Annotated in this window: 18 protein-coding genes and 1 other RNA gene; 9 read left to right on the top strand and 10 right to left on the bottom strand. The window is 63.5% G+C overall.

Translation table 11 applies throughout. The annotated features are described in order from the left end of the window. Positions 1-54: 54 nt before the first annotated feature. The 5 genes from Spa11_RS13065 to Spa11_RS13045 form a co-directional block, all read right to left on the bottom strand. Positions 55-1,698, bottom strand: a complete 1,644-nt coding sequence (locus tag Spa11_RS13065) for an MFS transporter (protein WP_197529374.1) — start codon at positions 1,696-1,698, stop codon at positions 55-57. Between the two features lie 30 nt (positions 1,699-1,728). Then, positions 1,729-2,733, bottom strand: a complete 1,005-nt coding sequence (gene glsA, locus Spa11_RS13060; protein WP_145112921.1) for a glutaminase A — start codon at positions 2,731-2,733, stop codon at positions 1,729-1,731. 20 nt (positions 2,734-2,753) lie between these two features. Beyond that, entirely contained in the window at positions 2,754-3,959 is a 1,206-nt protein-coding gene (locus Spa11_RS13055) for a M20/M25/M40 family metallo-hydrolase (RefSeq protein ID WP_145112919.1), read from the bottom strand. A 68-nt stretch (positions 3,960-4,027) separates the two neighbouring features. Further along, entirely contained in the window at positions 4,028-5,572 is a 1,545-nt protein-coding gene (locus tag Spa11_RS13050; protein WP_145112917.1) for an AbgT family transporter, read from the bottom strand. Positions 5,573-5,714: 142 nt separating this feature from the next. Continuing rightward, positions 5,715-7,547 carry an SLC13 family permease gene (locus tag Spa11_RS13045; protein WP_145112915.1) on the bottom strand — a complete coding sequence of 611 codons (1,833 nt, stop codon included), beginning with the start codon at positions 7,545-7,547 and terminating at the stop codon, positions 5,715-5,717. A 348-nt stretch (positions 7,548-7,895) separates the two neighbouring features. On the opposite strand from Spa11_RS13045, the gene Spa11_RS13040 reads away from it, so the two are divergent. Together Spa11_RS13040 and Spa11_RS13035 are read left to right on the top strand one after the other, a co-directional pair. Then, positions 7,896-8,582 (top strand): DUF502 domain-containing protein, encoded by a 687-nt coding sequence (locus tag Spa11_RS13040; protein WP_145112913.1) that lies wholly within the window; start codon positions 7,896-7,898, stop codon positions 8,580-8,582. Between the two features lie 49 nt (positions 8,583-8,631). Beyond that, complete coding sequence (locus Spa11_RS13035) at positions 8,632-9,243, top strand: DUF3611 family protein (RefSeq protein WP_145112911.1); 612 nt, start codon at positions 8,632-8,634, stop codon at positions 9,241-9,243. Between the two features lie 276 nt (positions 9,244-9,519). On the opposite strand, the gene ssrA is transcribed toward Spa11_RS13035, so the two are convergent. Then, positions 9,520-9,897, bottom strand: a transfer-messenger RNA (tmRNA) gene (gene ssrA / locus Spa11_RS13030). 215 nt (positions 9,898-10,112) lie between these two features. On the opposite strand from ssrA, the gene Spa11_RS13025 reads away from it, so the two are divergent. The 3 genes from Spa11_RS13025 to Spa11_RS13015 all read left to right on the top strand — a co-directional run bounded on the left by Spa11_RS13025 (position 10,113) and on the right by Spa11_RS13015 (position 13,393). Continuing rightward, entirely contained in the window at positions 10,113-11,111 is a 999-nt protein-coding gene (locus Spa11_RS13025) for a sugar phosphate isomerase/epimerase family protein (protein ID WP_145112909.1), read from the top strand. Positions 11,112-11,258: 147 nt separating this feature from the next. Then, on the top strand, positions 11,259-12,329 hold the full coding sequence (locus tag Spa11_RS13020; RefSeq protein WP_145112907.1) for a Gfo/Idh/MocA family protein: 1,071 nt from the start codon (positions 11,259-11,261) through the stop codon (positions 12,327-12,329). A 218-nt stretch (positions 12,330-12,547) separates the two neighbouring features. Beyond that, positions 12,548-13,393: a sugar phosphate isomerase/epimerase family protein gene (locus Spa11_RS13015; RefSeq protein ID WP_145112905.1), complete on the top strand. Its 846-nt coding sequence runs from the start codon at positions 12,548-12,550 to the stop codon at positions 13,391-13,393. Between the two features lie 85 nt (positions 13,394-13,478). Here the strand turns inward: Spa11_RS13015 and Spa11_RS13010 are convergent, their stop codons facing one another. Then, the gene (locus tag Spa11_RS13010) at positions 13,479-14,774 is read right to left on the bottom strand and encodes a lactate racemase domain-containing protein (protein WP_145112902.1); all 1,296 of its coding nucleotides are present in this window, start codon (positions 14,772-14,774) and stop codon (positions 13,479-13,481) included. Positions 14,775-15,069: 295 nt separating this feature from the next. Continuing rightward, complete coding sequence (locus tag Spa11_RS13005; protein WP_145112900.1) at positions 15,070-16,389, bottom strand: glucuronate isomerase; 1,320 nt, start codon at positions 16,387-16,389, stop codon at positions 15,070-15,072. A 125-nt stretch (positions 16,390-16,514) separates the two neighbouring features. Between Spa11_RS13005 and Spa11_RS13000 the strand changes: the two genes are divergently transcribed. The 4 genes from Spa11_RS13000 (at position 16,515) to Spa11_RS12985 (ending at position 20,425) form a co-directional block, all read left to right on the top strand. Beyond that, positions 16,515-17,321, top strand: a complete 807-nt coding sequence (locus tag Spa11_RS13000) for an SDR family oxidoreductase (RefSeq protein ID WP_145112898.1) — start codon at positions 16,515-16,517, stop codon at positions 17,319-17,321. Between the two features lie 203 nt (positions 17,322-17,524). After that, positions 17,525-19,303 (top strand): CotH kinase family protein, encoded by a 1,779-nt coding sequence (locus tag Spa11_RS12995; protein WP_145112896.1) that lies wholly within the window; start codon positions 17,525-17,527, stop codon positions 19,301-19,303. Between the two features lie 191 nt (positions 19,304-19,494). Then, a complete protein-coding gene (locus Spa11_RS12990) occupies positions 19,495-19,950 on the top strand; it encodes a universal stress protein (protein ID WP_145112894.1) in 456 nt (151 codons plus the stop codon). A gap of 160 nt (positions 19,951-20,110) precedes the next feature. Next, a complete protein-coding gene (locus tag Spa11_RS12985) occupies positions 20,111-20,425 on the top strand; it encodes a BON domain-containing protein (RefSeq protein ID WP_145112892.1) in 315 nt (104 codons plus the stop codon). Here the strand turns inward: Spa11_RS12985 and Spa11_RS12980 are convergent. Both Spa11_RS12980 and Spa11_RS12975 read right to left on the bottom strand, forming a co-directional pair. After that, the gene (locus Spa11_RS12980) at positions 20,396-21,688 is read right to left on the bottom strand and encodes a TRAP transporter large permease (protein WP_145112890.1); all 1,293 of its coding nucleotides are present in this window, start codon (positions 21,686-21,688) and stop codon (positions 20,396-20,398) included. The two genes, Spa11_RS12985 and Spa11_RS12980, sit on opposite strands and share 30 nt — an antisense overlap. Then, positions 21,688-22,203 carry a TRAP transporter small permease gene (locus Spa11_RS12975; RefSeq protein ID WP_145112888.1) on the bottom strand — a complete coding sequence of 172 codons (516 nt, stop codon included), beginning with the start codon at positions 22,201-22,203 and terminating at the stop codon, positions 21,688-21,690. Before Spa11_RS12975 ends, Spa11_RS12980 begins: the two co-directional genes overlap by 1 nt. Positions 22,204-22,207 lie beyond the last annotated feature (4 nt).

Below are 22,207 nucleotides of genomic sequence, written 5' to 3'. Positions count from 1 at the left end.
GCCGCTGTGCGAGCTTTGTAGGCTGCGGCAAAGCATTGGGATAGCCATCAACCGTTATTTACTGCGTTTGACGCTGCTGGTCGCCTCGCCGGGGATTTCGTGCGGGCGGTAGGCGGGAAGCCATCGACACGGCACAAGGGCCAGTAGAGCGACGCCCGACAGCACCAAGAAGCCCGTCTTGAGCGCACGCATCCGGGCGTCACGATTGATTTGCAACGCTTCGGTGACTTGCAGCTGCGAGACGCCAACTCCGCCGAGCCGTTCTTCGAGCTGGGCGTCGCTCATGAAGTTCAGGTTGCTGAGGTTCACGTGGTCGGCGAGCTCAGCCTTGAGGACGGGGTTGTCCCCCAGGTTGGCGACGATAACCGACGTGAGAAGGCCAACGAGCATCGCCCCCACTAGCGCGGTTCCGACCGCCGCTGCGAGGTTTTGCGTCACGCCGCGGAGCGAGCCGACGTCGCTGGCGAGCTCTTTTGGGGATGCGGTAACCAGCACGTTAAAGAGCAGCGTTACCAGCGCCCCTTGACCGAGGCCCACCATCACCAGACCGGCGATCACCGGCGGGACGCTCCAGTCGTTTCGGATCACAAACGCGAGCCACGCCGTGCCGGCCGCCACGAGGAGGAACGCCCCCGTGGCGATCTGGCGAGGCGTGAACCGCTTGTAGAGCCGTACGATTAAGATCGCGGTAAAGAACACGGTGAGCATGAATGGCATCATCGCCATAGAGGTCGCAAGGCTGGTGTTCCCTTGAACGATCTGGATGTAGAGCGGCACCGAGAAGTTGATGGCGCCCTCGATGCTGACGATACAGAATAGCGCGACGACGGTACCCCACTCCAACGGCGAATCAACCACATCCAGCGCCAACAGCGGCGTCTTACCCCGTTTGGCGCGGCCCTGCGACCAAGCGAAGAACGCGGCCAGCACCACGACCCCCACCACGATCATCGCGGGGGCGGGTGAAACGCCCGCGATGTCAAATGGCGCCGCGGGGCTGGCGATCGTAACGCCCCAGTTTCTAAGATTGTTGAAACCGAACGTGATCAGGATCACGCCGCACGCCGAGAGCAAAACGCCGAAGAGGTCGATGCCGACCTTGGGGTTGGGGTGCGAGCGTTTGAGCTTGAAGCTCAAGAGTAGCAGCATCGCGGCGTGCACGATCAATAACCCGAAGGCGTATCGCCAGCTGAGCCATGTGGCGACCGACCCGACGATGACAAACGCCAGCACGCCGGCGATGGCCCGAGCCGAGCCGAGCCAGCCGACGGCCTCTGCCTGTTGCTTGCCGCGGTAGTGATCCGCAATCAGCACCACGAGCGTCGGCACTAACGCCGCGCCGGCGAGCCCGGCAATCGCCTGCCCGGCGAGCATGACTTCCGCCGTAGGGCTGGCGACGATGGTGATCATCGCCACGAGGAACAGCGCGACCGCCATCTGAAAGAAAATCTTCGAGCCAAACCGTTGGCTCAACTTGGCGCCCAGCATGATGAAGCCGGAGACCCCAAGCGAGTACAGCACCACCGCGGTGCCGACCGTCGTTGGCGGGGTCTGGAAGCTTTCGACCATCCCTCCCATCGACACGGGGATGGCGGCCACGTTGAACGACATCAACATCTGCCCCATCGCGATGACAATCATCGGCAACCACGAGGCGCGGGCGTCTTGATCGATGATGGGGGACTTGGCTTGGCTCATGTTCGCCGGGCGCGATGGGGAGGAGGTGGTTCACGCTTCGGGCTGAGAAACAAACAGGTCCATCCCGAGCCCTTGGGAGAGGTACCTGGTAGCCAACTGCCCCTTCACGCTATTCCCGGCGCCGTCGAGCGGCGGAGCGAAAGTGGCGAGTCCGCCCTTGCCGGGCGAGACCGTGGCGATGCCGCCGCCGATGCCGCTCTTGCCGGGGAGGCCGATTTCGTAGAGCCAATCGCCGGAAGTCTCATAGAGGCCCGCTGTCGCCATCACCGCCAACGCGTAATGGCAAACGTCGGCGTCGACGACGCGTTCCTTGGTGATGGGGTTCACGCCTCCGTCGGCGAGCGTCGCGCTCATGGTCGCCAAGTCTTTGGCGGTGACGTTCAGGGCGCACTGCTTGGTGTACAGGTCAGTCGCTTCGGCCGGGTCCATATAGATTCGCCCAAAGCTTTGCAGCATGCGGGAGATTGACTGATTGCGGAAGTTGGTCTCACTCGCTGACTTGTAGACCTCTTCGCACAGCGGCAGTTCTCTACCGGCGAAGCGCGAGAGGCCCTCATGGATGAATCGCCACTTGTCGTGGAGGGTCTTCCCTGGAGTGAGGCTTGTAGTAGCAATGGCGCCGGCATTGACCATCGGGTTGGTGCGGCCGCCGTCGCCGCGTTCGATCCCTTCGAGTGAGTTGAACGCTCGGCCCGTGGCGTTGACGCCGATCTTCTCACGCACCTCGGCGGGGCTTAGCGCCTCACACACTAGCGCCATGACGAACGGCTTGGAGACGCTCATGATCGTGAACTCGTGCCGTGAGTCGCCGATCTCGTACGTGTTGCCGGAGGTCCCGACGAGACAGATGCCAAACAGATCGGAAGGGACTCTCTGCAGCGCCGGATAGACCTGCGAGTTCTGCCCCTCGGTGTTCGACTTGTAAAGCGAGTACGCCTCGGCAACGAGCGCATTAATCGAATCGGGGGTCGGCAGGTGACCGGTCGAGACGTAGTGGGCGGGCTTGTTCGCGCCTGCTGATGGGGTCTTGGACATGGCGTGTCGGGAATGGTGTTTCAATCGTCCAGCGTGGCGATCGCAATAGCGAGCCGACAGCCATCGAAGTACTGAGGCAGGTCAACGAACTCGTTGACGGTGTGGATCTCGTGTTGGCCGGCGCCGATCGTGACCGCCGGCACGCCGTGTCGCACGAGCCAGTTGGCGTCGAGCCCGCCGTTGGAGTGCAACGTCATCGCAGAAAGGCCAAGCGTCTCGGCCGCCCGCTTCGCGCGATCGACCGCGGGTGAATCCTCCGGCAGTTGAAAAGGCGGATAGGAGGGCTTGGCGGTGAACTTCACCTTGGCGTGGTTGCCGTCCAAATCAGCGACCGCCAATCGGCCCGTCTCGAAGGCCGCTTCGTAGGCCGCCGCGATCTGCACCGCGAAGTTTTCATCGAAGCTCCGCGCCTCGCCGACGAGGTGGACGTAATCGGTCACGACGTTGGTGGCGTCTCCTGCGGACGCGCCGGGCTTCCCCTCAAAAATGCCGGGGTTGCTGGTTCCCTTCCCTTCGGCGCGATTGATCTTGCCAAACCAGCCGTTCTTGTGGGCCTCCGCCAAGGCGATCGAAGCGACCAGCGTCGAAGAGATTCCTTTCTCTGGCGCGACGCCCGCGTGCGACGCCTTGCCGTGAATCTCGGCCTGCCAGTTCACCTGGCCGACGGCGCCGATCACTAGGTTCGCAGGGACCTGAGCATCGACATTGAAGCCCATCGCGGCGCCGCCCAGGTCGTCGGGGTCGAGCTCGCGGGCGCCGTGCAGGCCGCTCTCTTCTCGCACCGTAAACAGCAGCGTGATCGGCGGGTGAGGCAGGTTGTGCTTGAGCAGCGTCTCGACCATCGCGACGAGCACCGCACAGCCCGTCCGATTGTCGCCACCCAGAGCGGCGCCCGCTGCCTCGTTGATGATGCGGTCCCCTTCCCGCTTGGGTTTGGCGCCGGCACACAGCGGTACGGTGTCGAGGTGCGTCGAGAATAAGAGCCGCGGGCCAGGCCGAGTCCCCGGCATCGTTGCAATCAGGTTACCGGTCTCGGTTGGCAGCGGGATGCGTTTGTGGGCATCGTCGTACTTGATCATCGACGGCGGCACTCCGACCTCAACTAGCGAGGCGGATACCTCGGCGGCGATCGCCGCCTCGTGGCCGGTGACGCCATCGACCGCCAGAAAACGCATCAGCAGCGCTTCGGCCGAGGCTTCGTCGAACGGGATCGTGTCGCTGCTCATGTCTGTTGCGTATGAAAGGAAGAGTCATTCCGAGGAGGAAGTGAAAGCGTCTGTTGCGGCCCTCCGGGTCAATGCAATCCCCAGGGGAGGCCTAGCAAGTACCAGACTGCGAACAGCCCCGCCCACAAGACGGACATCGCGACTGCATACGGGAGCATTAGCGCCACAATGGTGCCGACGCCCGCCTTGGTGTCGTACTGGCGTGCGAACCCCACCACCAGTGCGAAGTACGCGTTCAGCGGCGTCAGCGTGTTGGTGGGCGAATCGCCGACGCGATAAGCGGACAGCACCGCCGCCGGATCGACGCCCAGCGTGATGAACAGCGGCACGAACACCGGCGCGAAGATCGCCCACTTGGCGATCGCAGGGGTGAAGACGATGTTCAGCGCCGTCACAACGACGATGAATCCCAACAGCAGCCATAGCGCATCGACGTTAGCGGACTTGAGCCCCTCGGCCATTCGGATCGCCATCAGCGTGGGGATGTTGCTGTAGTTGAAGTAGGCGATGAATTGGCTGATGACAAGGAAGAGCACGATCGTGCCCCCCAGCCCCGAAACCGCCTTGATCATTGCCGAGATCACTTCGGTTGGCGTCTTGATGGTCCCGGCGCCAACACCGAACGCAACGCCCATGACCAGGAAGACCAGCATGATCGGGACGATGAGGCCGTTCATCAGCGGCGAGTTGCCGATCAGGGCGCCAGTCTCGGGGTTACGTAGCGGGGCGGCGTCGGGAAGCGATAGGACGCCAAACAGCAGCAGCACCGCCAAGAACCCCAGGCCGGCGTAGACGAGGCCCCGCGTCTCGGCCGGGGTCCGTACGGCGCCGGCGGGTGGGCCCTCGGATTCACCGGCGTAGGCGCCCAATCGCGGTGCGATCAAGCGGTCCGTCACGAGCGCGATTACGATGACTAAGAACGGGACCGAGGCCAATGAGAACCAAAACCCCGCCATCAGGTCGATCGACCGTGATGGATCGACCATGTGGATGGCGTCGTTCGTGATTTCGGTCATGACCGCGTCGAGCGGCTTGATGAGCATGTTGACGTTGAACGCCCCTGCGACCGCGGCGAAGCCCAGGGCGATGCCCGCCAGCGGGTGCCGGCCCAGGCTGGCGTAAGCCGCGCCGGCGAGTGGGATGAGCACCACGTACCCGGCGTCCGAGGCGATGCTGGAAAGGATCCCGACAAACGCCAGGATGTACGTGAGCGCCCAACCGGGCGAGATGGCCACCAGCGTACGGATCAGCACATTGATCAGCCCCGACTCTTCCGCCACGCCGACGCCGAGCATCGCCACGATCAAAAGCCCGATTGCCGAGAAGCCCATGAAGTTCGGCACCAAGCCAGTCACCATGTTGCGGACGCCGTCCGCGGTCAGCAGGCTGCGGGCCGCGGTGGTGGCTCTTTCGATCTTGTGCGTCTCCGGGTTGATGACGTCATAGTTGACCTCTGCGCCCGTAAGGTAGAGCGCGTGCGAGAGCCCGATCACTAGCAGGATCAGGGCCAAGAAGATTAGCACCGGATGCGGGACCCGATTGCCGACGCGTTCGACGAGGTCGAGCGTCCTTTGCAGCAGCGATAGACGTTTCTCTTCCTGCTCGCCCGCCATCGTGATCCTGCCAGCGGTCTGAGTTTCGAAACGACGTTATTCTTCCAATCAACTGAAATCGATCGAGCGCCAGCAGCGCTGGATTAGAAAGCCAGCGAAGAGCGTGTTCAACGATAGGCCGCGGCTATTTGCAGCAATAAAGTCACGGAAGCGGTGGAGCCAAGGGAAGCAGCAGCGGCACCAGCAAGACGCTCGCCACCAGCACGATCAAAGTGAACGGCACCCCGACCTTGACGAAGTCAAAGAAGCGGTAGTTGCCCGGGCCCACGACCAGTGTGTTCACCGGCGAAGAGACGGGCGTCATGAACGCCGCCGAGGCGGCCAGCGCGACAATCATTGCAAACGGGTAGGGGGAAGCGTCCAGGTCCCCGGCGAGCGTGATCGCGACGGGCGCCATCAACACTGCTGTGGCGGTGTTGGAAATGAACATGCCGAGGATCGCTGTCAACGCGAAGAGCGTCGCGAGCACAACGTAGATCCCCGCTTCGCCGATGAGGTCCATCAGGCCGTTGGCAGCCAGATCGACGCCCCCGGTGCGGTCCAAGGCGATTGAGAACGGGAGCATACCGACGATCAAGACGATGGTCTTCCAGTCGATCGCTTTATAAGCGGTGTTGAGGTTGATGCAGCCAAGGGCCCCCATCAGCAGGCAGCCGAGGAGCGCGGCCTGGACGTTGGGAATAAGGCCGCTGACCATCAGCCCCACGACCAGCAGCAGACACCCTACCGCTACGGCGGCCTTGCCCGGGACCGGCAGCACCTCGTCCATTTCCGCAGGCAGATTGAAGACCACTAAATGGCGTCGATCGACTTGTAAGCCGCGGACAGCGTCCCACGGACCAGTTACCAGCAGCGTATCGCCGGCGACGAGCGGCTCGTTCTCGATCGACCGCGTAATGGCCGTGGTCCCGCGCCGCAAGCCGATGACGGTCAGCCGATAGCGGTGACGGAAGTCCGATTCGACGAGCGACTTACCGATCAGGTTGGACGAGGCCGGGACCACCACCTCGGCCATACCAATCTGCTGCTGGTAGTCGCTGAAGTACGCTCCGGTCAGTGGCAGCGGTTCGAGAGAGAACTGTCGACGCAGAGCGTCCACGTCGGGGTCTTCGGCGTAGAGATCGACAAAGAGCACGTCCCCGTCGTGGAGTTCGGTATTGGCGTGGGGTTCGATAAGCCGGCCATGGCGTTCGATTCCGATAAGGCTCGCGCCGGACGTATCCCGCATCCGTGCCTCGGCCACCGTGTGGCCTACAAGCGAAGAGTCCGCAAGGACCCGCAGGCGGTGCTCTCGGGCGGACAAGCCGTACTCCCTGATCCAATCCGAAAGCGTCGGCTTGCCGCTGGCGGCGGCGCCCCCCTGTTCACCGGCCGGCAGCCAGCGCTGGGCGATGAGCATATACACCACCCCCAGCACGAGCACTACCGCGCCGAACGGCGTGAAGCTGAAAAAATTAAACCCGTCGAACCCGTGGCGCACCAGTTCGCTATTGACCACCAAGTTTGGCGCCGTAGCGATCAGCGTCATCATGCCGCTGATCAAGGCGGCGGAGCTGATCGGCATCATGAGTTTGCTAGGTGCTACGCCCGTGTTCTGAGCGATGCGCAACCCGACAGGAACGAAGATCGCTGTCACGGCGGTTGAGCTCATGGTGGCTCCTAGGCCCGCGACGACAACCATCAGCAGCATCAGCAGCAGCGTGTTGCTCTCGCCCGCGCGGGCCAGCAGCCAGTCTCCCAATGCCTGGGCCACCCCGGTGCGCACCAGGCCATCGCCAAGCACAAAGAGCGCGGCGATCAGCACGATGTTCGAGTCGCTGAATCCCGCCAGGGCTTCGCTCATCGACACCACCCCCGTAAACGGGAGCAGTGTGAGCATGATCAGCGCCACCGCATCCATCCGCGGCTTATTGACCGCGAACATCACGATCGCTGCCGACAGCAGGCCAAGAACGATTCCGAGCTCGGTGCTCATACGCAGACGATTCGTGGTAAGAAAGTCGCCAGCTCAGCTGAACACGTCACGGAGGGCGCTCAATAGCTAGGTGGCAAGAGGCCACACAAGCTGTTTCACGTGCAAGGAGCAGGCCGGACGCAATCGGCGAGCGTAGCTTAACCCGCACCCTGCGAATGTCCACCATAAACCCGGTTAGCCACGCGGTTACCCGCCGCGCCCCGTCGACGGTTGCGACTAAGAACCCATCAAGAGGTCATCACCCCGGACAATGTGCGAACTCGTTGTGCGGGTCTAGCTGCGCGGATTAGAATCGGCTCTAAAGCGGCATTGCGTCTTTCGTGTGCGGAGGCGATCCCCAGAGACCTCATGTCCGAACCAATGGTTCCGCTGACCTTCTGGCAACGGATATCCCGCACCTACTTGACCGGCATCCTAGGCGTTCTGCCCCTAGCGCTCACGCTGGCGGTGTTGGCCTGGCTTGTTGTGTTTCTTCACAATCTTGTCGGCCCTTCCAGCAGCTTCGGCAAGCTGCTTCGCTCGGCAGGCATGACGGTCTCGGCGTGCGAAGCCACCGCCTATGTCATCGGGCTGGTGGGCGTGGTGCTGATGATCTACCTCGTGGGTATCTTGGTCGAACGTGGCCCCGGCCGGAGTCTGCGCGTCGTCATGGACAGCGCGCTGGGTCGGGTCCCGGTCGTCAACACCGTCTACGATGCGTCGAAGAATCTCACCAGCATGTTCGATCGCAAGCAAGATTCGATCGAGGGGATGGCGCCCGTCATCTGTTACTTCGGCGACGACCTCTCGGCAGGCATCCCCGCTCTCATGCCCACCGCCAAGCTCATCCACATGAACGGCGTGGACTACCGGGTAGTGATCGTTCCCACGGCGCCCGTCCCCTTCGGTGGCGCCCTCTTGTGCGTCAAGGCCGAGTGGGTCAAACCTGCCGGCTGCTCCATGGACGAGTTATTAGGGATGTACATGTCGATGGGCATGAGCGCGCCGGCGCATCTCAACGAAGAACGTTCCGAGAACGAGACCTCGTCCACTTAACACGCATCGAATTGGTCCCGAGCCAAGTCACCTTTGAGGACTCCCAGCAATGTCCAGCCCAACCATCGAGTCGGTGGCCGCTTCCTTTCGACGGCTCGGTTGGACCGGGGTCTTCGTTCAGTTGGCGCTGGCCATCGTGCCGCTGGCGACGCTGGGCTACTTCTTGTTTGGCAGAGCGACCGGCGTCCGCAGCGATCCCAGCGTTACCGACGTGCTCGCGATCGGCGGGCTGGCGATCCTGCTGTTCACCACCTTTTGGTCGTACCGCTACGCGTCGCTGGGCGCACGTATGGCTGATCCCGCGCGGCGTCCCCCCTACAAGAAGTTGGCGCGCGTGCTATGGGTCGGGCTGTGGGCCGGCGTGCTCGGGATTGTTGCTTCGATGCTGCTGCTCATCGTCGGGGCCGCGCGTCTGCTCTACTTGTTCATGAAGGCGCCCCAAGGGGGCGTGCCGGTTATCCAGACCTCCGCCGAGAATCGCAGCTACTGGGTGTCGTCGATGGACATCGTCAGCCAGCTGGCGGAACTCTGCATGCTGGCCGGCGAGCTACTGGTCGTCGGCATGACGCTCTGGCTGCTATACCGCTTGTCAAAGACGGCTAGCCTTTACAACGGAGGCAATGCCACTCCCGAGAGCGAAATAGCAGCGGACACGACTTGAGGCGGAGATTCGAGGAGTCTCTGAGGTCGGAGACGCTAGGCGAGCTTGCAAGGACAAGGTGCTAGCCAACTCGCAGCCCTACTTTTGCTTGGCATCTACAACCGTAAGGCGCCTTCTATCTATCGATTTACGTAGCCGCCGACAAAATTAGACTAATGGAGAGATGTCTTGCGGACTCACCGGCCCGCAGGCCAGTGAAGCAAGCCACGGCAGAGAAAAGACGTCTTCGGCGCCCGAAGGCGCTAGACGACGCCGGGCGTGAAATCCCGGCAAGAAAAGTGGAGGCGGCGGGAATCGAACCCGCGTCCCGCGATCGCTCCACGGGAGCTTCTACGTGTGTAGTCAGTTGATTTGATTTTGCTTATCGGGCGCCCTTCCTGACACGGCTACCGACAAACTATCCGAGTACTTCAGTTAGCAGCGGGCGTGCCCGGAGGGTTGACCCGCAAGCGATCCGGAGGGGGTTATACGTTCCGTCCACAGGCTCCGGCGGCCCGTGGGGGTACGTTGGCTATGGCCTAGCGTTAACTAGGCAGCCAAAGCGTAGTTACCTTCGGCAATTGAAGGTGTGTAATCGGCTTTTTACGTGGGCCACCGATCAACCACGACACGCCACTCACGCTTCGACAACCCGGTCGAACCCAGTTCGCCCCCAGGAGGTCAGCGGACGCCACGGCGGCATCCGATCCCGCATTCTAACAGCTACGGACTCCGAGAGAAGCCGTCTCTACGCGGACGCTATCTTTACGGAGATAGCCGTCGATCGGTTCAAAACGAGGCGCCACGGCGGTAGACGATGCGGCGCCAGCCGGCGAAACTGGCGGCTCAGATTAGTCGATCCCCTGCCCTGCCCTCGCTCCTGGTTGCCGATGTCGCTCCCTCCGATCCTCCTCAGCGGCTTTGCCGACGAGACTTCTTCCACCAAGCTCGCCGGCGAACAACTGGCCGCGATGGCCGCTCTTGGGCTGCGTCGCTGCACCCTACGGTTCGTGGACCTCGGCGACGGCGTCAAGAACGTCATGGCCCTCACCAAGCGCGAGGTCACGCAGCTCTCGAAGCTGCTAGCGGACTTCGGCCTCGAGGTCGCCACGCTCGGTTCGCCAATCGGCAAGGTCAAGCTGCAAGACGTCGAAGACGGGACGGCGAACAAGTACGTGTCGTTCGACAAATACCTCAAGCAGGATGTCTCGAAGGCGTGCGATCTGGCGGCCTCGCTGGGGACGAAGCTTGTCCGTGGCTTCTCGTTCTACCACCCGAAGGGGACCGATCCCGCCGAGCACCTGCCGCAGGTCGTCGATCAGCTCGGCCAAATCGCCGAGGCGTGCGCCGCCGCGGGGCTGGTGTTCGGCCTCGAGGTCGAGGCGAACCTCGTCGGGCAGACCGGACAGCTTCTCAAAAAAGTCCACAAGCAGGTCAACCACCCGGCGATGGTGTTGATCTATGACGCCGGCAACCTGCTGACTCAGGGGTATTCCCCCGACGAGTGTTTTGCAGAGTACGAGGCGATGAAGCCGGGGCTCGGCTGGATTCACGTCAAGGACTACCGGCCGCTTCAAACATCGTCGCGCGGCGGTCATATCGACGAAGAAGCCCTCTGCGAGTACCGTCCCGTCGGCCGCGGCAGCGGCGTCTACGAACGCGTGCTACGCGACCTCATCGAAGGGGGCGCTACGCCCGTGCTCAAGCGAATGAAGAAGATCGGCCTGCCCGGCGTGCTGCTGGACCTCGAGCCGCATGTGAAGGGTGGCGGCCAGTTCGGCGGCTACAGCGGCGCCGACGGCATGGGCATCGCCCTGCGGTCGCTCACCGACCTACTCGACTACCTCGGCCTGTCGCACGACCTGAAAACGGCCGACAACCTTTCCTAGTTCGATTCTCGATATGCCCACAGCGTTGAAAGAAATGACCAATGACCAATGACCAATGACCAAGCCCCAATGACCAATGCAGGCTCCTGGATTCATTGGTCATTCTCAAATTTCTTGCTCTGTGGTTAACCTGTACCCACGATAGACATGCCCAAACACCGCATCGGGATCATCGGCGTCGGCGCTATCGCCGGGATGCACGCCAAGGCGATCCGTGACATCGACGGCGCCGAGGTTGTCGCCGCTAGTTGCCGCACCGAAGAGACGGGCCGCCACTTCTGCCAGGAGTATGGCGGTGAGTGGTACGGCTCGTATGAATCGCTGCTCGACGAGGCGAAGCCCGACGTGGTGACGATTTGCACGCCCAGCGGCGCGCACCTCGAGCCGACACTTGCGGCGCTCCAGCGCGGCGTCCATGTGCTGTGCGAGAAACCGATCGAAATCAATCTTGACCGCGCGCGTCAGATGATCGAGGCGGAAGCCGAATCAACGGCGACGCTCGGTGGGATCTTTCCGCAGCGTTTCAACCCGGTCGTGATGGCGGCGCACGAAGCGGCCGCGGCGGGGCGGCTGGGGTCGCTTGGCGTGGCGTCAGCGTATGTGCCTTGGTGGCGCGACGACGCTTACTACGCGCCGTCGCGATGGCAAGGGACGAAGGAACTCGACGGCGGCGGCGCGCTGATCAATCAATCGATCCATGCGATCGACGCGATGCTTTGGCTCGCCGGAGCATCCGGCGCCGGACGCGTCGTCGAGGCTTTCGGCTACACGGCCCAGCGTGGCCATGACCCTTCGCTGATCGAAGTCGAAGACGCCGCCGTGGCGTCGGTGCGTTTCGAGAACGGCGCGCTCGGCGTCATCCTCGGATCGACCGCCATGTGGCCCGGCGGGGCGATGCGGTTTCATCTCGGCGGCCGCGACGGCACGATCGAGATCCACGAACAGGAACTAGTGACCTGGAAGTTCCGCGATGAGAAGGACAGCGACGTCACGACGCGCGACCAGTTCGGCGGCAAGAAGGGCGTCGGCGGCGGCGCCGACCCGATGGCGATTGACTACTCGAACCACACCCGCAACATCGCCGACTTCCTCACCGCGATTGACGAAGGCCGCCCCTCCGCGATCAGCGGCGCCGAAGCCTGGAAGTCGCTCGCGGTGATCCGCGCGATCTACGAGTCGGCCGAGAGCGGCAAGCCCGTCGCTGTGGCTGCCATCTAATTGATGCAATGTAGGAGGGGTCTCCAGACCCCGATTACGCGCACCATGCCGTATTGGAATGGATACCGTATTCGGCGTCTGGAGACGCCTCTCACAGCTAATATCACCACGGAGCCACAGAGGGCACTGAGCGACGCAGACAGAAGGGTCCTCTGTGCCTTCCTCCGTGCTCTCTGTGTCTCCGTGGTTAATAAAAGCCCGACGAGATTGTATTCGCCATGAAGTTCGCCATTTGCAACGAGACCTTCGCCGACCGTTCGCTCGCTGACGGCTTTCGTCTGGCGGCGGAGATTGGCTATACGGGCGTGGAACTGGCGCCGTTTACGCTCAGCGACCACGCCGCGACCGGCGCAGGTGAACTGAAGGACGTGCGGCAGTTGTCAGCGTCCGATCGCGCACGCATCAAGTCGGCTGCCGCGGACGCGGGCGTCGAAGTCGTCGGCCTGCATTGGTTGTTGGCAAAGACCGAGGGCTTCTACCTCACGTCACCGGACCCCAAGGTGCAGCACGCGACGGCCGACTACCTGGCGTCGCTGGCCGTGCTCTGCGCCGATCTCGGCGGCAAGGTGATGGTGCTCGGCTCGCCGCAGCAGCGCAACCTCTTGCCGGGCGTTTCTCTGGAAGAGGCGACCGATCACGCGGCGACCGTGCTCGGCGCCATGCTGCCGATCTGCGAGGACCGTGGCGTGACACTTGCGCTGGAACCCCTCGGCCCCGCCGAAGGTGATTTTATGAATACGGCCGCGGAAGCCGTGGCGTTAGCCGATCGTTTGGGTTCACCCGCTTGCCGCGTGCACCTCGACGTGAAAGCGATGGCCAGCGAGCCGACGCCGATCGTCGAGATCGTCCAGCTGAACGCCGCCCACACGGCCCACTTCCACGCCAACGACCCGAACCTCCTCGGCCCCGGCATGGGCGAAGTCGATTTCCCGCCGATCTACCAAGCCCTGCAAGCAACCGGCTACGACGGCTGGGTATCGGTCGAAGTGTTCAAGTACGAACCGACGCCCGAAGCGATCGCGCGGACGAGCTACGCGAACTTACTTGCCGCAGCCAAAAGTTAACCGCAGATGAACGCGGATCAACGCAGATAGCAATCATCCACGAAGAACCATCTGCGTTTATCTGCGTCCATCTGCGGCTAAATTCTTAGATCGTCCAAAGGCCGAGAGCTGGGTTGCGGATGAAGTAGAACGGTTTGCCGTCGGGGGCGTCTTGCCAGCCGTCGGGCGTGGACTCGTTGACGCCGAAGGCCGCCATCACTTCGGCGAACGGGCGGTGGTTGTAGCCCACGCTGCGGACTTCTTCGGCCGAGAGGCCGTCGCCGGTGCAGTAGGTGACGTTGAACCGTCCCTCCGTCGAACCGTGAATGAGATGCGCGGCGGCCGACAGGTTGGCGGCGATCTCGGGATCGGTCTCTAACGCCGCCAGTGTGCCCGGCGTGCCGCAGTAGCCGTGGCGGCGGATCAGTTTGTCGATCGTCTTGTCTTCGCCGAAGGTGTCGACCGCCGGCGCGAGGACGATGAGCTCGCCGCCGTCCGCCATCGCCTTGCGGGTGCGGTAGACCGATTTGTTGCCGAGCCACGTCGAAGTGAACTCGCGCGGGTCGAGCCACACGACGCAGCGAGTCAGCGGGCGATCGACGCGGTTGAGGTTCTTCTCGGCCGAGATCGCGGCCGCCCAGTCGAAGCACGCCGTCCCCGCGCCCGCGGTCATCGCGGCGAGCTGCGGCCCGGTCGGTTTGTCCTCGACGACGGTGAGCACGAACCGCACGTCGGCTTGGGGGCGGACGAACTCATAGAACCCCTGGTTCATCAGGCGGCGGACCGGATTGTCGGCGACGCCCAGCACATCTTCGATACCGCACACGGCGCCGAGGAAGTGCGACTGGTGTAGCATGCCGCCGCCGCCGCAGCCGATGCAGACGTTCTTGCTGTGGTTGGCGAAGCCGATCACCTCGTGCGGGACCACTTGGCCGATCGATAGCGCCAGATCGTACTCGCCGCTGACGATCCGCTTGTTGACGGCGACCTCGACGGGGTCGGTCATCCGTCCGCCGGAGAGCTCGCTGAGTCGTTCACCAGGGATGATTCCGAGCGGCTCGAGGTCATCACGCCAGTTGTGCGCGATGAAACGCTCCAACGGGATGTCTTCACCGAACATCATCCGCAACTGCGCGGGCTTCATCGGATGGTGCGTTCCGAGCGCCGGCATCACGTCGATCGCGACGCGGTCCGACAGCAGCCGCCATAGCGCCGCGGTGATCCGCCCCGCCTGCGAGTAGAGTCGCGTATGGTCGGGCGGCAGCAGCAGCAGACGTTCAACGCCCGCCTGCACCACCCACTTGTCGGCGATCCGTTCGACGATGTCCTCAAAATTGCAATCGTCGAGCCCCTCTGACCCAGGGTATTCAGACAACAATGACGGTTCGTCAGCGGGGTTCATTCGGGATGCTGGTGGATGAGTTTCGGAGAAGGAGATAGGGGGATGTTGGTGATAGGGGGGATCGCAAGCGGAGGGTTGTGCTATTCGGTCAGCAATCTACCACCTACTGGCTAAGTCGAATGATGTGCCTTTGGAGATAGCTGGGCACTCGCTTTGCGAATGCCCAGCTATCTTCAAATCGAAGCAGTGAAGGCTCACTGGCTAAGAAAAGCATCGAAGCGAGTTCGAAGTAGCCACCCGCTTGCGATCCCCCCTATCACCAACATCCCCCCTTATCTCCTTTACACAAATCAGCCTAGCGACTGAGCAGACTGGCGACGTTGCCGTGGAGGAGGCGGTGAGCGTCGCGCTCGATCATTCTATCGGTTATCGGCAGGCCGGCGTCGGCGAGTTTTGCATACTGGTCGCCCAACACCGCAGCGATCGCCCGCCGCGAGTGGTCCCACTTGTAGATCAGCTGCTCCAGCACGCGGCAGTCGGAGTGCTGCGGGATGAACGTGGGGCCGAGCAGTTCGAGCCGCATCCGAGTGATCTCGTCGATCAGCGACGGGTTGTTGAGGAACCACCAGCAGCCGAACGGCGTCAAGTTGGCGAACTTGCGGGCCGTTACGGCGAGCTCGTGCTGGTTCTCGCGCGACAGCATTGTCACCAGGAATCGCTGGTGCGGGAATTCGCGGCAGAGGTGCGCGACCGACGCGACATCGGCGGCGCCGACCGTGTCGCCGGCGAGCTTCGCCTCCGGGTTGATCTGCCGCGTGACGCCGATCATCAGCGCCAGCGGCAGGCCGTGCTCGCCACAGGCGGGGAGGATGGCGTCGGTGAGGCAGCGGGCGCCCTCGTCGGCGCCAGGGAACCGCCACGTTGGCGGCAGGCTCATCGCGCAGTAGACAGGCCGCAGACGGGCGATCCACTCTTCGAGCATCCGCCGCACTTCGTCGATCGCGCGGGGCGAAAGCTCTTGATCGACCTCGTAGCCCCACGATTGCAGCCGCGGCACGGCGTGCTCCCAATCGGTCACCAGCGCGTCGAAGCGCAGCACCGTCGGGAATCGTGAGTCGGCCCGCAACAAGTCGGCGTCCGCCAGCCAGCGCTCGCGCTCGTTGCCGTCGAACAGGTCGTTGGTCATCGTGACCTTTTCGACACCGGCGATCTCGAGGACGCGGTCGATCTGTTCGTCGGGCGATTGCTCGGCGAACCACTTGCGGTACGCGTCGAGCGTCGTCTCGCCAGGATCGAGCCCGAGCCGCGTCAACGTCGTCACGACGCCGCGGCACGCCTCGGAGAGGGGCGTCGCCTCGACGAACAGCTTCCGCCAAATCAAGTCCGCCTGCTCGGTCTTCGAGAGCGAATAGAACCGCTGCGGCGTCAGTCCTTCGCCGGCGCCTTCGCGGAGCACCTCGGCGATCAGGTAGTGGTAGGTCAGCAACTCGTCGATGCCCCACAGCATCAGGCCGCGCGGGTCGTGATCGACGCCGCGGCCCATCGGCGTGCCGAACGCGGGCGTATAAAGATGGGTGTGAAAATCCCACACGGGCGCCTGGGCGACGGCCTTTTCTACCGCGGTTGCAAGATCGGGCCCTGCAATATTGGGAAGGCGGATTTCGCTAGCGGGCATCGGCATCGTCAATCGGGGGTCTCGGTGCGGGTGGCGTCCTAGGCCGTCTCCGTACAGACTATCCGGACGGGACGCCGGGCGGTACGGCGTCCCCCGCCCTACTCGATACGTGGAACAGCAGTCCGATGGCGTCGATCTTTGAACTTAATGGCCGGGTGGCAGTCGTTGTCGGCGGCACCGGCACGCTTGGCGGAGCTATGGCCGACGCGCTCGGGCAGGCGGGCGCTCGGGTCGTCGTCTGCGGTCGCAATGAAGAACGGGGCCAGGCGCGTGTCGCCGAACTCGCCACGTCGGGCGTTGACGCCAAGTTCTTCAGCCTCGACGCCCTCGACCCTGAGGCGGCCGCCGAGACGGCCGCGCGCATCGAGTCGGACTTCGGACCCGTCCACACGCTGGTGAACGCCGCCGGCGGCAACCGCCCTGACGCGACGCTCCCGCCCGGCGCCGACTTTTGCGAGCTGCCGCTCGACGCTTGGCGTGACGTGTTCGACCTCAACCTGGTGGGCGGTTCGCTGCTGCCGTCGCAGGCCTTCGGCCGCAAGATGGTTGAGCGCGGAGCCGGGTCGATCATCAACATCGCGTCGATGAGCGGGATGATCCCGCTGTCGCGCGTCGTCGCTTACTCGGCCGCTAAGGCGGCGGTGATTAATCTTACAATGTTCCTCGCCCGCGAATGGGCCGAGCGCGGCGTCCGCGTCAACGCGATCAGCCCGGGCTTCTTCCCCGCCGATCAGAACCGCCGGTTGCTGATGAACGAGGACGGCAGCTACACCGACCGCGGCCAGCAGATCATCCAGCACACGCCGATGAAGCGGTTCGGCCGGGCCGAAGAGCTCGCCGGCGCGGTGGCGTGGCTGTCGTCCGACGCGTCGTCCTTCGTGACGGGCCAAAACATCGTCGTCGATGGCGGCTTCTCATCGACAACGATCTGATAGGCCACGACGTCTCGCGCAGAGACGCGGAAACGCAGTGCAACAATCCATTGCGAAAGACCCCAGCCGCGGGCGGAAGCCAGCGGCGGCGCCACAAACCGCTTCGCCCCCTCTCCAATTTTTCCGCGGCGCCCTCGCAGGGGCCACGGGTTAGGGAATCCAGACGCCTGTCCTGGACCTCCCTAACCACCCCAGCACTTCGCATGAAGTCCGCTCTTCACTGCGCAACGGCCGCTACCTTCGCTCTCCTGCTGGCGCCGCTCATCGCCCAACCGCCCGACGGCTTTGGCGGCGGGCCTCCAGGGGGTCCCAGCCGTGAGAAGGCCAAGCTTGTCGAGGAGTTCGACGACAACGACGACGGTTGGCTCAACTCCGACGAACGCGCAGCCGCCCGCAAAGCACTCGCCGATCGTCCGCAACGTGAACGGCGTGGTGGGCGCGGCCCGGGTGGGTTTGGCCCGCCGGGGGGCTTCGGCCTGCCGGGCGGCTTCGGAGGTGGCGGTGACCGGACGCCCCCTGAACCCGGTCCGCCGATCGACGCTGGCGAGGTCGTCCCCTACGCCGACGCGCCGCTCTACGACACGGACGTTCTGCGAACTGTCTTCATCGATTTCGAGTCGGACAACTGGGAGACCGAGCTCGAGGCGTTCAAGGAGACGGATGTCGAAGTCCCGGCGACGCTGACCGTTGACGGCGTGGAGTATTCCGGCGTCGGCGTCCGCTTCCGCGGGATGTCGTCCTACATGATGGTTCCAAGGAGCTTTAAACGCTCGCTGAATGTCTCGCTCGATCTGGTTGACTCGGGCCAGCGTCTTTACGGGTACAAGACACTCAACCTGCTCAACGGCAATGGCGACGCTTCGATGATGAGCACGGTGCTCTACTCCGAGATCGCCAACCAATACACCCCCGCGCCGAAAGCGAACTTTGTCGAGGTCGTCATCAACGGCGAGAGCTGGGGCCTCTACACCAACGTGCAGCAGTTCGACAAAGTCTTTCTCAAGGAAAGTTATGGCTCGTCCAAGGGAACCCGATGGAAGGTCCCCGGGAGTCCCGGCGCTGACGGGGGCTTGCGGTATCTCGGCGACGACCTCGACGAGTACAAGTCGCGCTACGAGATGAAGTCCAGCGACGGCAAGAAGGCGTGGCGGGCGCTGGTAGAGCTGTGCCGTGTGCTCAACGAGACGCCGCTCGACCGCTTGGAGGAAGAGCTAGCGCCGATCCTCGATATTGACGGCGCCTTGCGTTTCCTCGCTCTCGACGTGGCGCTAGTGAACAGCGATGGCTATTGGACTCGCGCGAGCGATTACTACCTCTTCCGCGACGGTGAGGGCGTCTTCCACCTCATCCCGCACGACATGAACGAAGCCTTCCACGGCGCCGGCGGGCCACCCGGATTTGGGGGACCTCGTGGCTTCGGACGCGGTCGGCCACCGGAAGGCTTTGGGCCGCCGCCGGGTTTTGGTCCGCCGGATGACGCGTTGGACCGTCGGGCTGAGCGTAGCAATCGGTCGGGCGAAGGGCGACGCGGTGGTCGTGGCGGTCACGGCTTCGGCCCTCCAAACCATGGTAGCGTCGATCTCGACCCGTTCGTCGGCCTCGATAACGACCGCACGCCCTTACGCAGCCGACTGCTGGCAGTCCCTGCGCTGAAGGAGCGTTACTTGGAGTACGTCCAGCAGATCGCAGGCGATTCGCTGGCATGGGACCATCTCGGCCCGCAGGTGCACAAGTATCGCGAACTGATACACACCACGGTCGAGCGCGACACGCGCAAGCTCACTTCGACGGAAGCCTTTCTTGCCGCGACCTCCTCCGATGCGGTGAAGCCGAAAACAGGCCTCGAAGGGAAGGGCCGAGGCGGCGTCTCGCTGCGAGGGTTTTCCGAAGCGCGGACGCGTTATCTACTGAACTACCAAGAGCCTCCAGCCGCACCATCCGAAGTGTCACGCCCGCCGCGAAAAGAACGCAGCGATGATTGAGCCCCCTGCGTCGTTTCGCCGCGTTCGTACAAATCGGAGTGACTACGGTCACCGCCAAGCGAATAATGGGGTGAGCGGCTCCTGGGCGTCATCGCTTCTACAAGAGCGGCAGAGACCTGTCCCGTGGCGGCGCGATCAACGAGGAGCCTACTCGTCATCTCGAACCGGCGCTCAGCGCCAGGGGGCTCCTCATGACCGCGGAAAAGATCCTTTACGCGACCGACTTCTCTCCCGCCAGCGACTCCGCCCTCGGCTTCGCCTCGTCGCTTGCTTCGGATTCTGGAGCGGTGCTGCACATCGTGCACGTTGGCGTGTCACACGCGGACGCTTTCGCCACCACAGCGCCGTACGGTTACGCCATCTCCGAAGAGGTAGAGCTGCGCGAGCGTCGTGAGCGGCAACAGAAACTCAACAGCCTACAGCCGACCGTGGCCGGCGTGACCTGTGAGCACCACGATCTCGAAGGAAACCCCGCAGAAGAGGTGCTTCGCTTCGCCGAGGAAGAGGGGGTTGATATGATCGTCGTTGGCTCCCACGGCCGAACGGGCCTGTCACGGATGCTGATGGGAAGTGTCGCCGAGGAGATCGTCCGGCGCGCCGACTGCCCAGTGCTGGTCGTCAAGCACGCGGCCTCTCTCACTGAGTGACAGCGAGGATTTAACTTCTCCAGGCTTTGGCCCGGCAATTGCATCACCGTGCCGCAGGCTGAACTTGTCTCTTTACGTTCGATCGCCCTGAGCCAGTGCGGTCCAGCACGGCTCGGTCTATCGATGCGTATTTCTATTCTTGCAAGGATGACCCCGCTTGATGGCCGTTACAAAGACTCTCTGCGCGCCTGCAACAATCAAGACGCTGCAATCATCGACCGCTGCGCAACTTGCCGCCTCAGGATCGCTCCTCGAATCGCTTCGGCTGACCCATTGGGGGGCTGGCTTCAGTGATATCAGCGTGGTGATCGAGGAGAACGTCGTCTACTTGCGCGGTAGCGTGCCGTCTTATCACTTGAAGCAGATGGCGCAGACGCTTGCCGCGCGACTCAGCGATGGCTTGCCGGTGGTCAACTGGCTCGTCGTGCGTTCGGCCGATTGGCCGTCATTCGAGCAGCCCCATCGCCCGCGGTAACCAGAGCGACAGGTCGGGCACGGCGGCGATCACGGCGACCGCGGCGATCATCGCCAAGATGAGTGGCGTCAACGGCCGTACGATCTGCGAGATCGATGTCTTGCCGACGCCGCAGCCGATGAACAGGCACGTCCCCACCGGGGGGGTGCAGAGGCCGATGCAAAGGTTGGCGATCATCATCACGCCGAAGTGAACCGGGTGCATGCCGAGCTGGACCGCGATCGGCAAGAAGATTGGCGTGAAGATCAGCACAGCGGGCGTCATGTCCATGAAGGCGCCCACGACCAGCAGGATGAGGTTGATGATGATCAGGATCACCCAACGATTCTCGGACAGCCCCAGCAGCGCCGCGCTAACGGTCTGCGGCAGATTCTCGGCCGTCATCACCCAGCTCATCGCCTGACTGGCGGCGATCAGAAAAAAAATGACCGAGGTGGTGATCCCCGTCTGCAAGCAGATGCGCGGCAGGTTCTGCAGCGGGATTTCTCGGTAGACCAGCACCGACAGCAGGAACGCGTAAAGCACCGCCACGGCGGCCGCCTCGGTCGGCGAGCACACGCCACCAAGGATCGCCCCTAGGACGATGATGATCAGCAACAGGCTCGGCAGCGCGTCCAGCGCGGTCTTCAGGATTGAAGGCTGGGCGCACGAGTCGTCGTCGAGTTCCTCTGGGCAGATGAAGCGGCAAGCGATCATGATCGCCAAGCCGACAAGAATTCCCGGAAGGACGCCGGCCATGAAGATCGCCGCGACCGACACACCGCCCGCCACGAGGGCGTAGACGATCATGATGTTGCTCGGCGGGATAATGAGGCCCGTTGTCGCCGCCGTCGTCGCGATGGCGACGCTGAGCGGCCGGCTGTAGCCTTTGCGGGCCATCTCGGGGATCATCATGCCGCCGACGCTCGAAACCGCCGCCGCGGCAGAGCCGGAGATAGCGCCGAAGAGCATACAAGTGATGGTGCTCACATAGGCCAGCCCCGCGCGGCGCCTTCCAACGATCGCCGAGGCCAAGCCCACCAGCCGTCGGGCCATGCCGCCCTCGCCCATGAGGAAACCGGCGAGAACGAACAGCGGGATCGCCAGCAGCGGGAAGCTCGCGATGCCGGTGCTCATCCGCTGGGCGACCGTGTAGAACGCCGGGCCGTCTCCCATCGAGATCAGCGTCAGCACCGCGCAAACGCCGATCGCAACAGCGATCGGGGTACCGAACACGAGCAGGGCAAAAAACGACACCAACAGGATGGCGACTTGCGGGTCCACTACGGTTGCGGCGCCTCCGGCTGAGAGTCGCTGGCTGTTGCTAGGAGGCGCCACAGCCGATCGACGCCAACCAGCACCAAGCCAAGCCCGCCGATCGGTGTCGCCAGATAGGCGTAACCCATCGGGATGTTGAGCGCCGGGGTATTCTGCCCAGCCCGTAGCGTCTCGGCGACGAGGTAGCCGCCCCCAATCAGAAGCACGGTCAGCGAGAAGACGAGCACGACGATCTCACTGAAGAGAGCGACGCGCCGACGCGTTGCCGGGTCGAGCGTATCGACGAACACTTCCAGCCCCAAGTGCTCGTGTCGCGCCAACGCGACCGGGGCGCCGAGCATCGTCAGCCAGATCAGCAGCAGCCGCGCGGTCTCTTCGGTCCACCAGCTCGGCGCATCGAACAGAAACCGCGTCGCCACTCCCCACAGAACGATGAGCACCAGAGCCGCGACGATCGCCGTGAGGGCAAACTCCAGCAGCCGACACAGTCCGCGGCACGACGTTGAGAAAGCTTGTTGCATGGCG

This window comes from Botrimarina mediterranea, from assembly GCF_007753265.1.
GTDB classification, from domain to species: Bacteria; Planctomycetota; Planctomycetia; order Pirellulales; family Lacipirellulaceae; genus Botrimarina; species Botrimarina mediterranea.
This window is presented reverse-complemented; position numbering and strand designations above follow the sequence as displayed.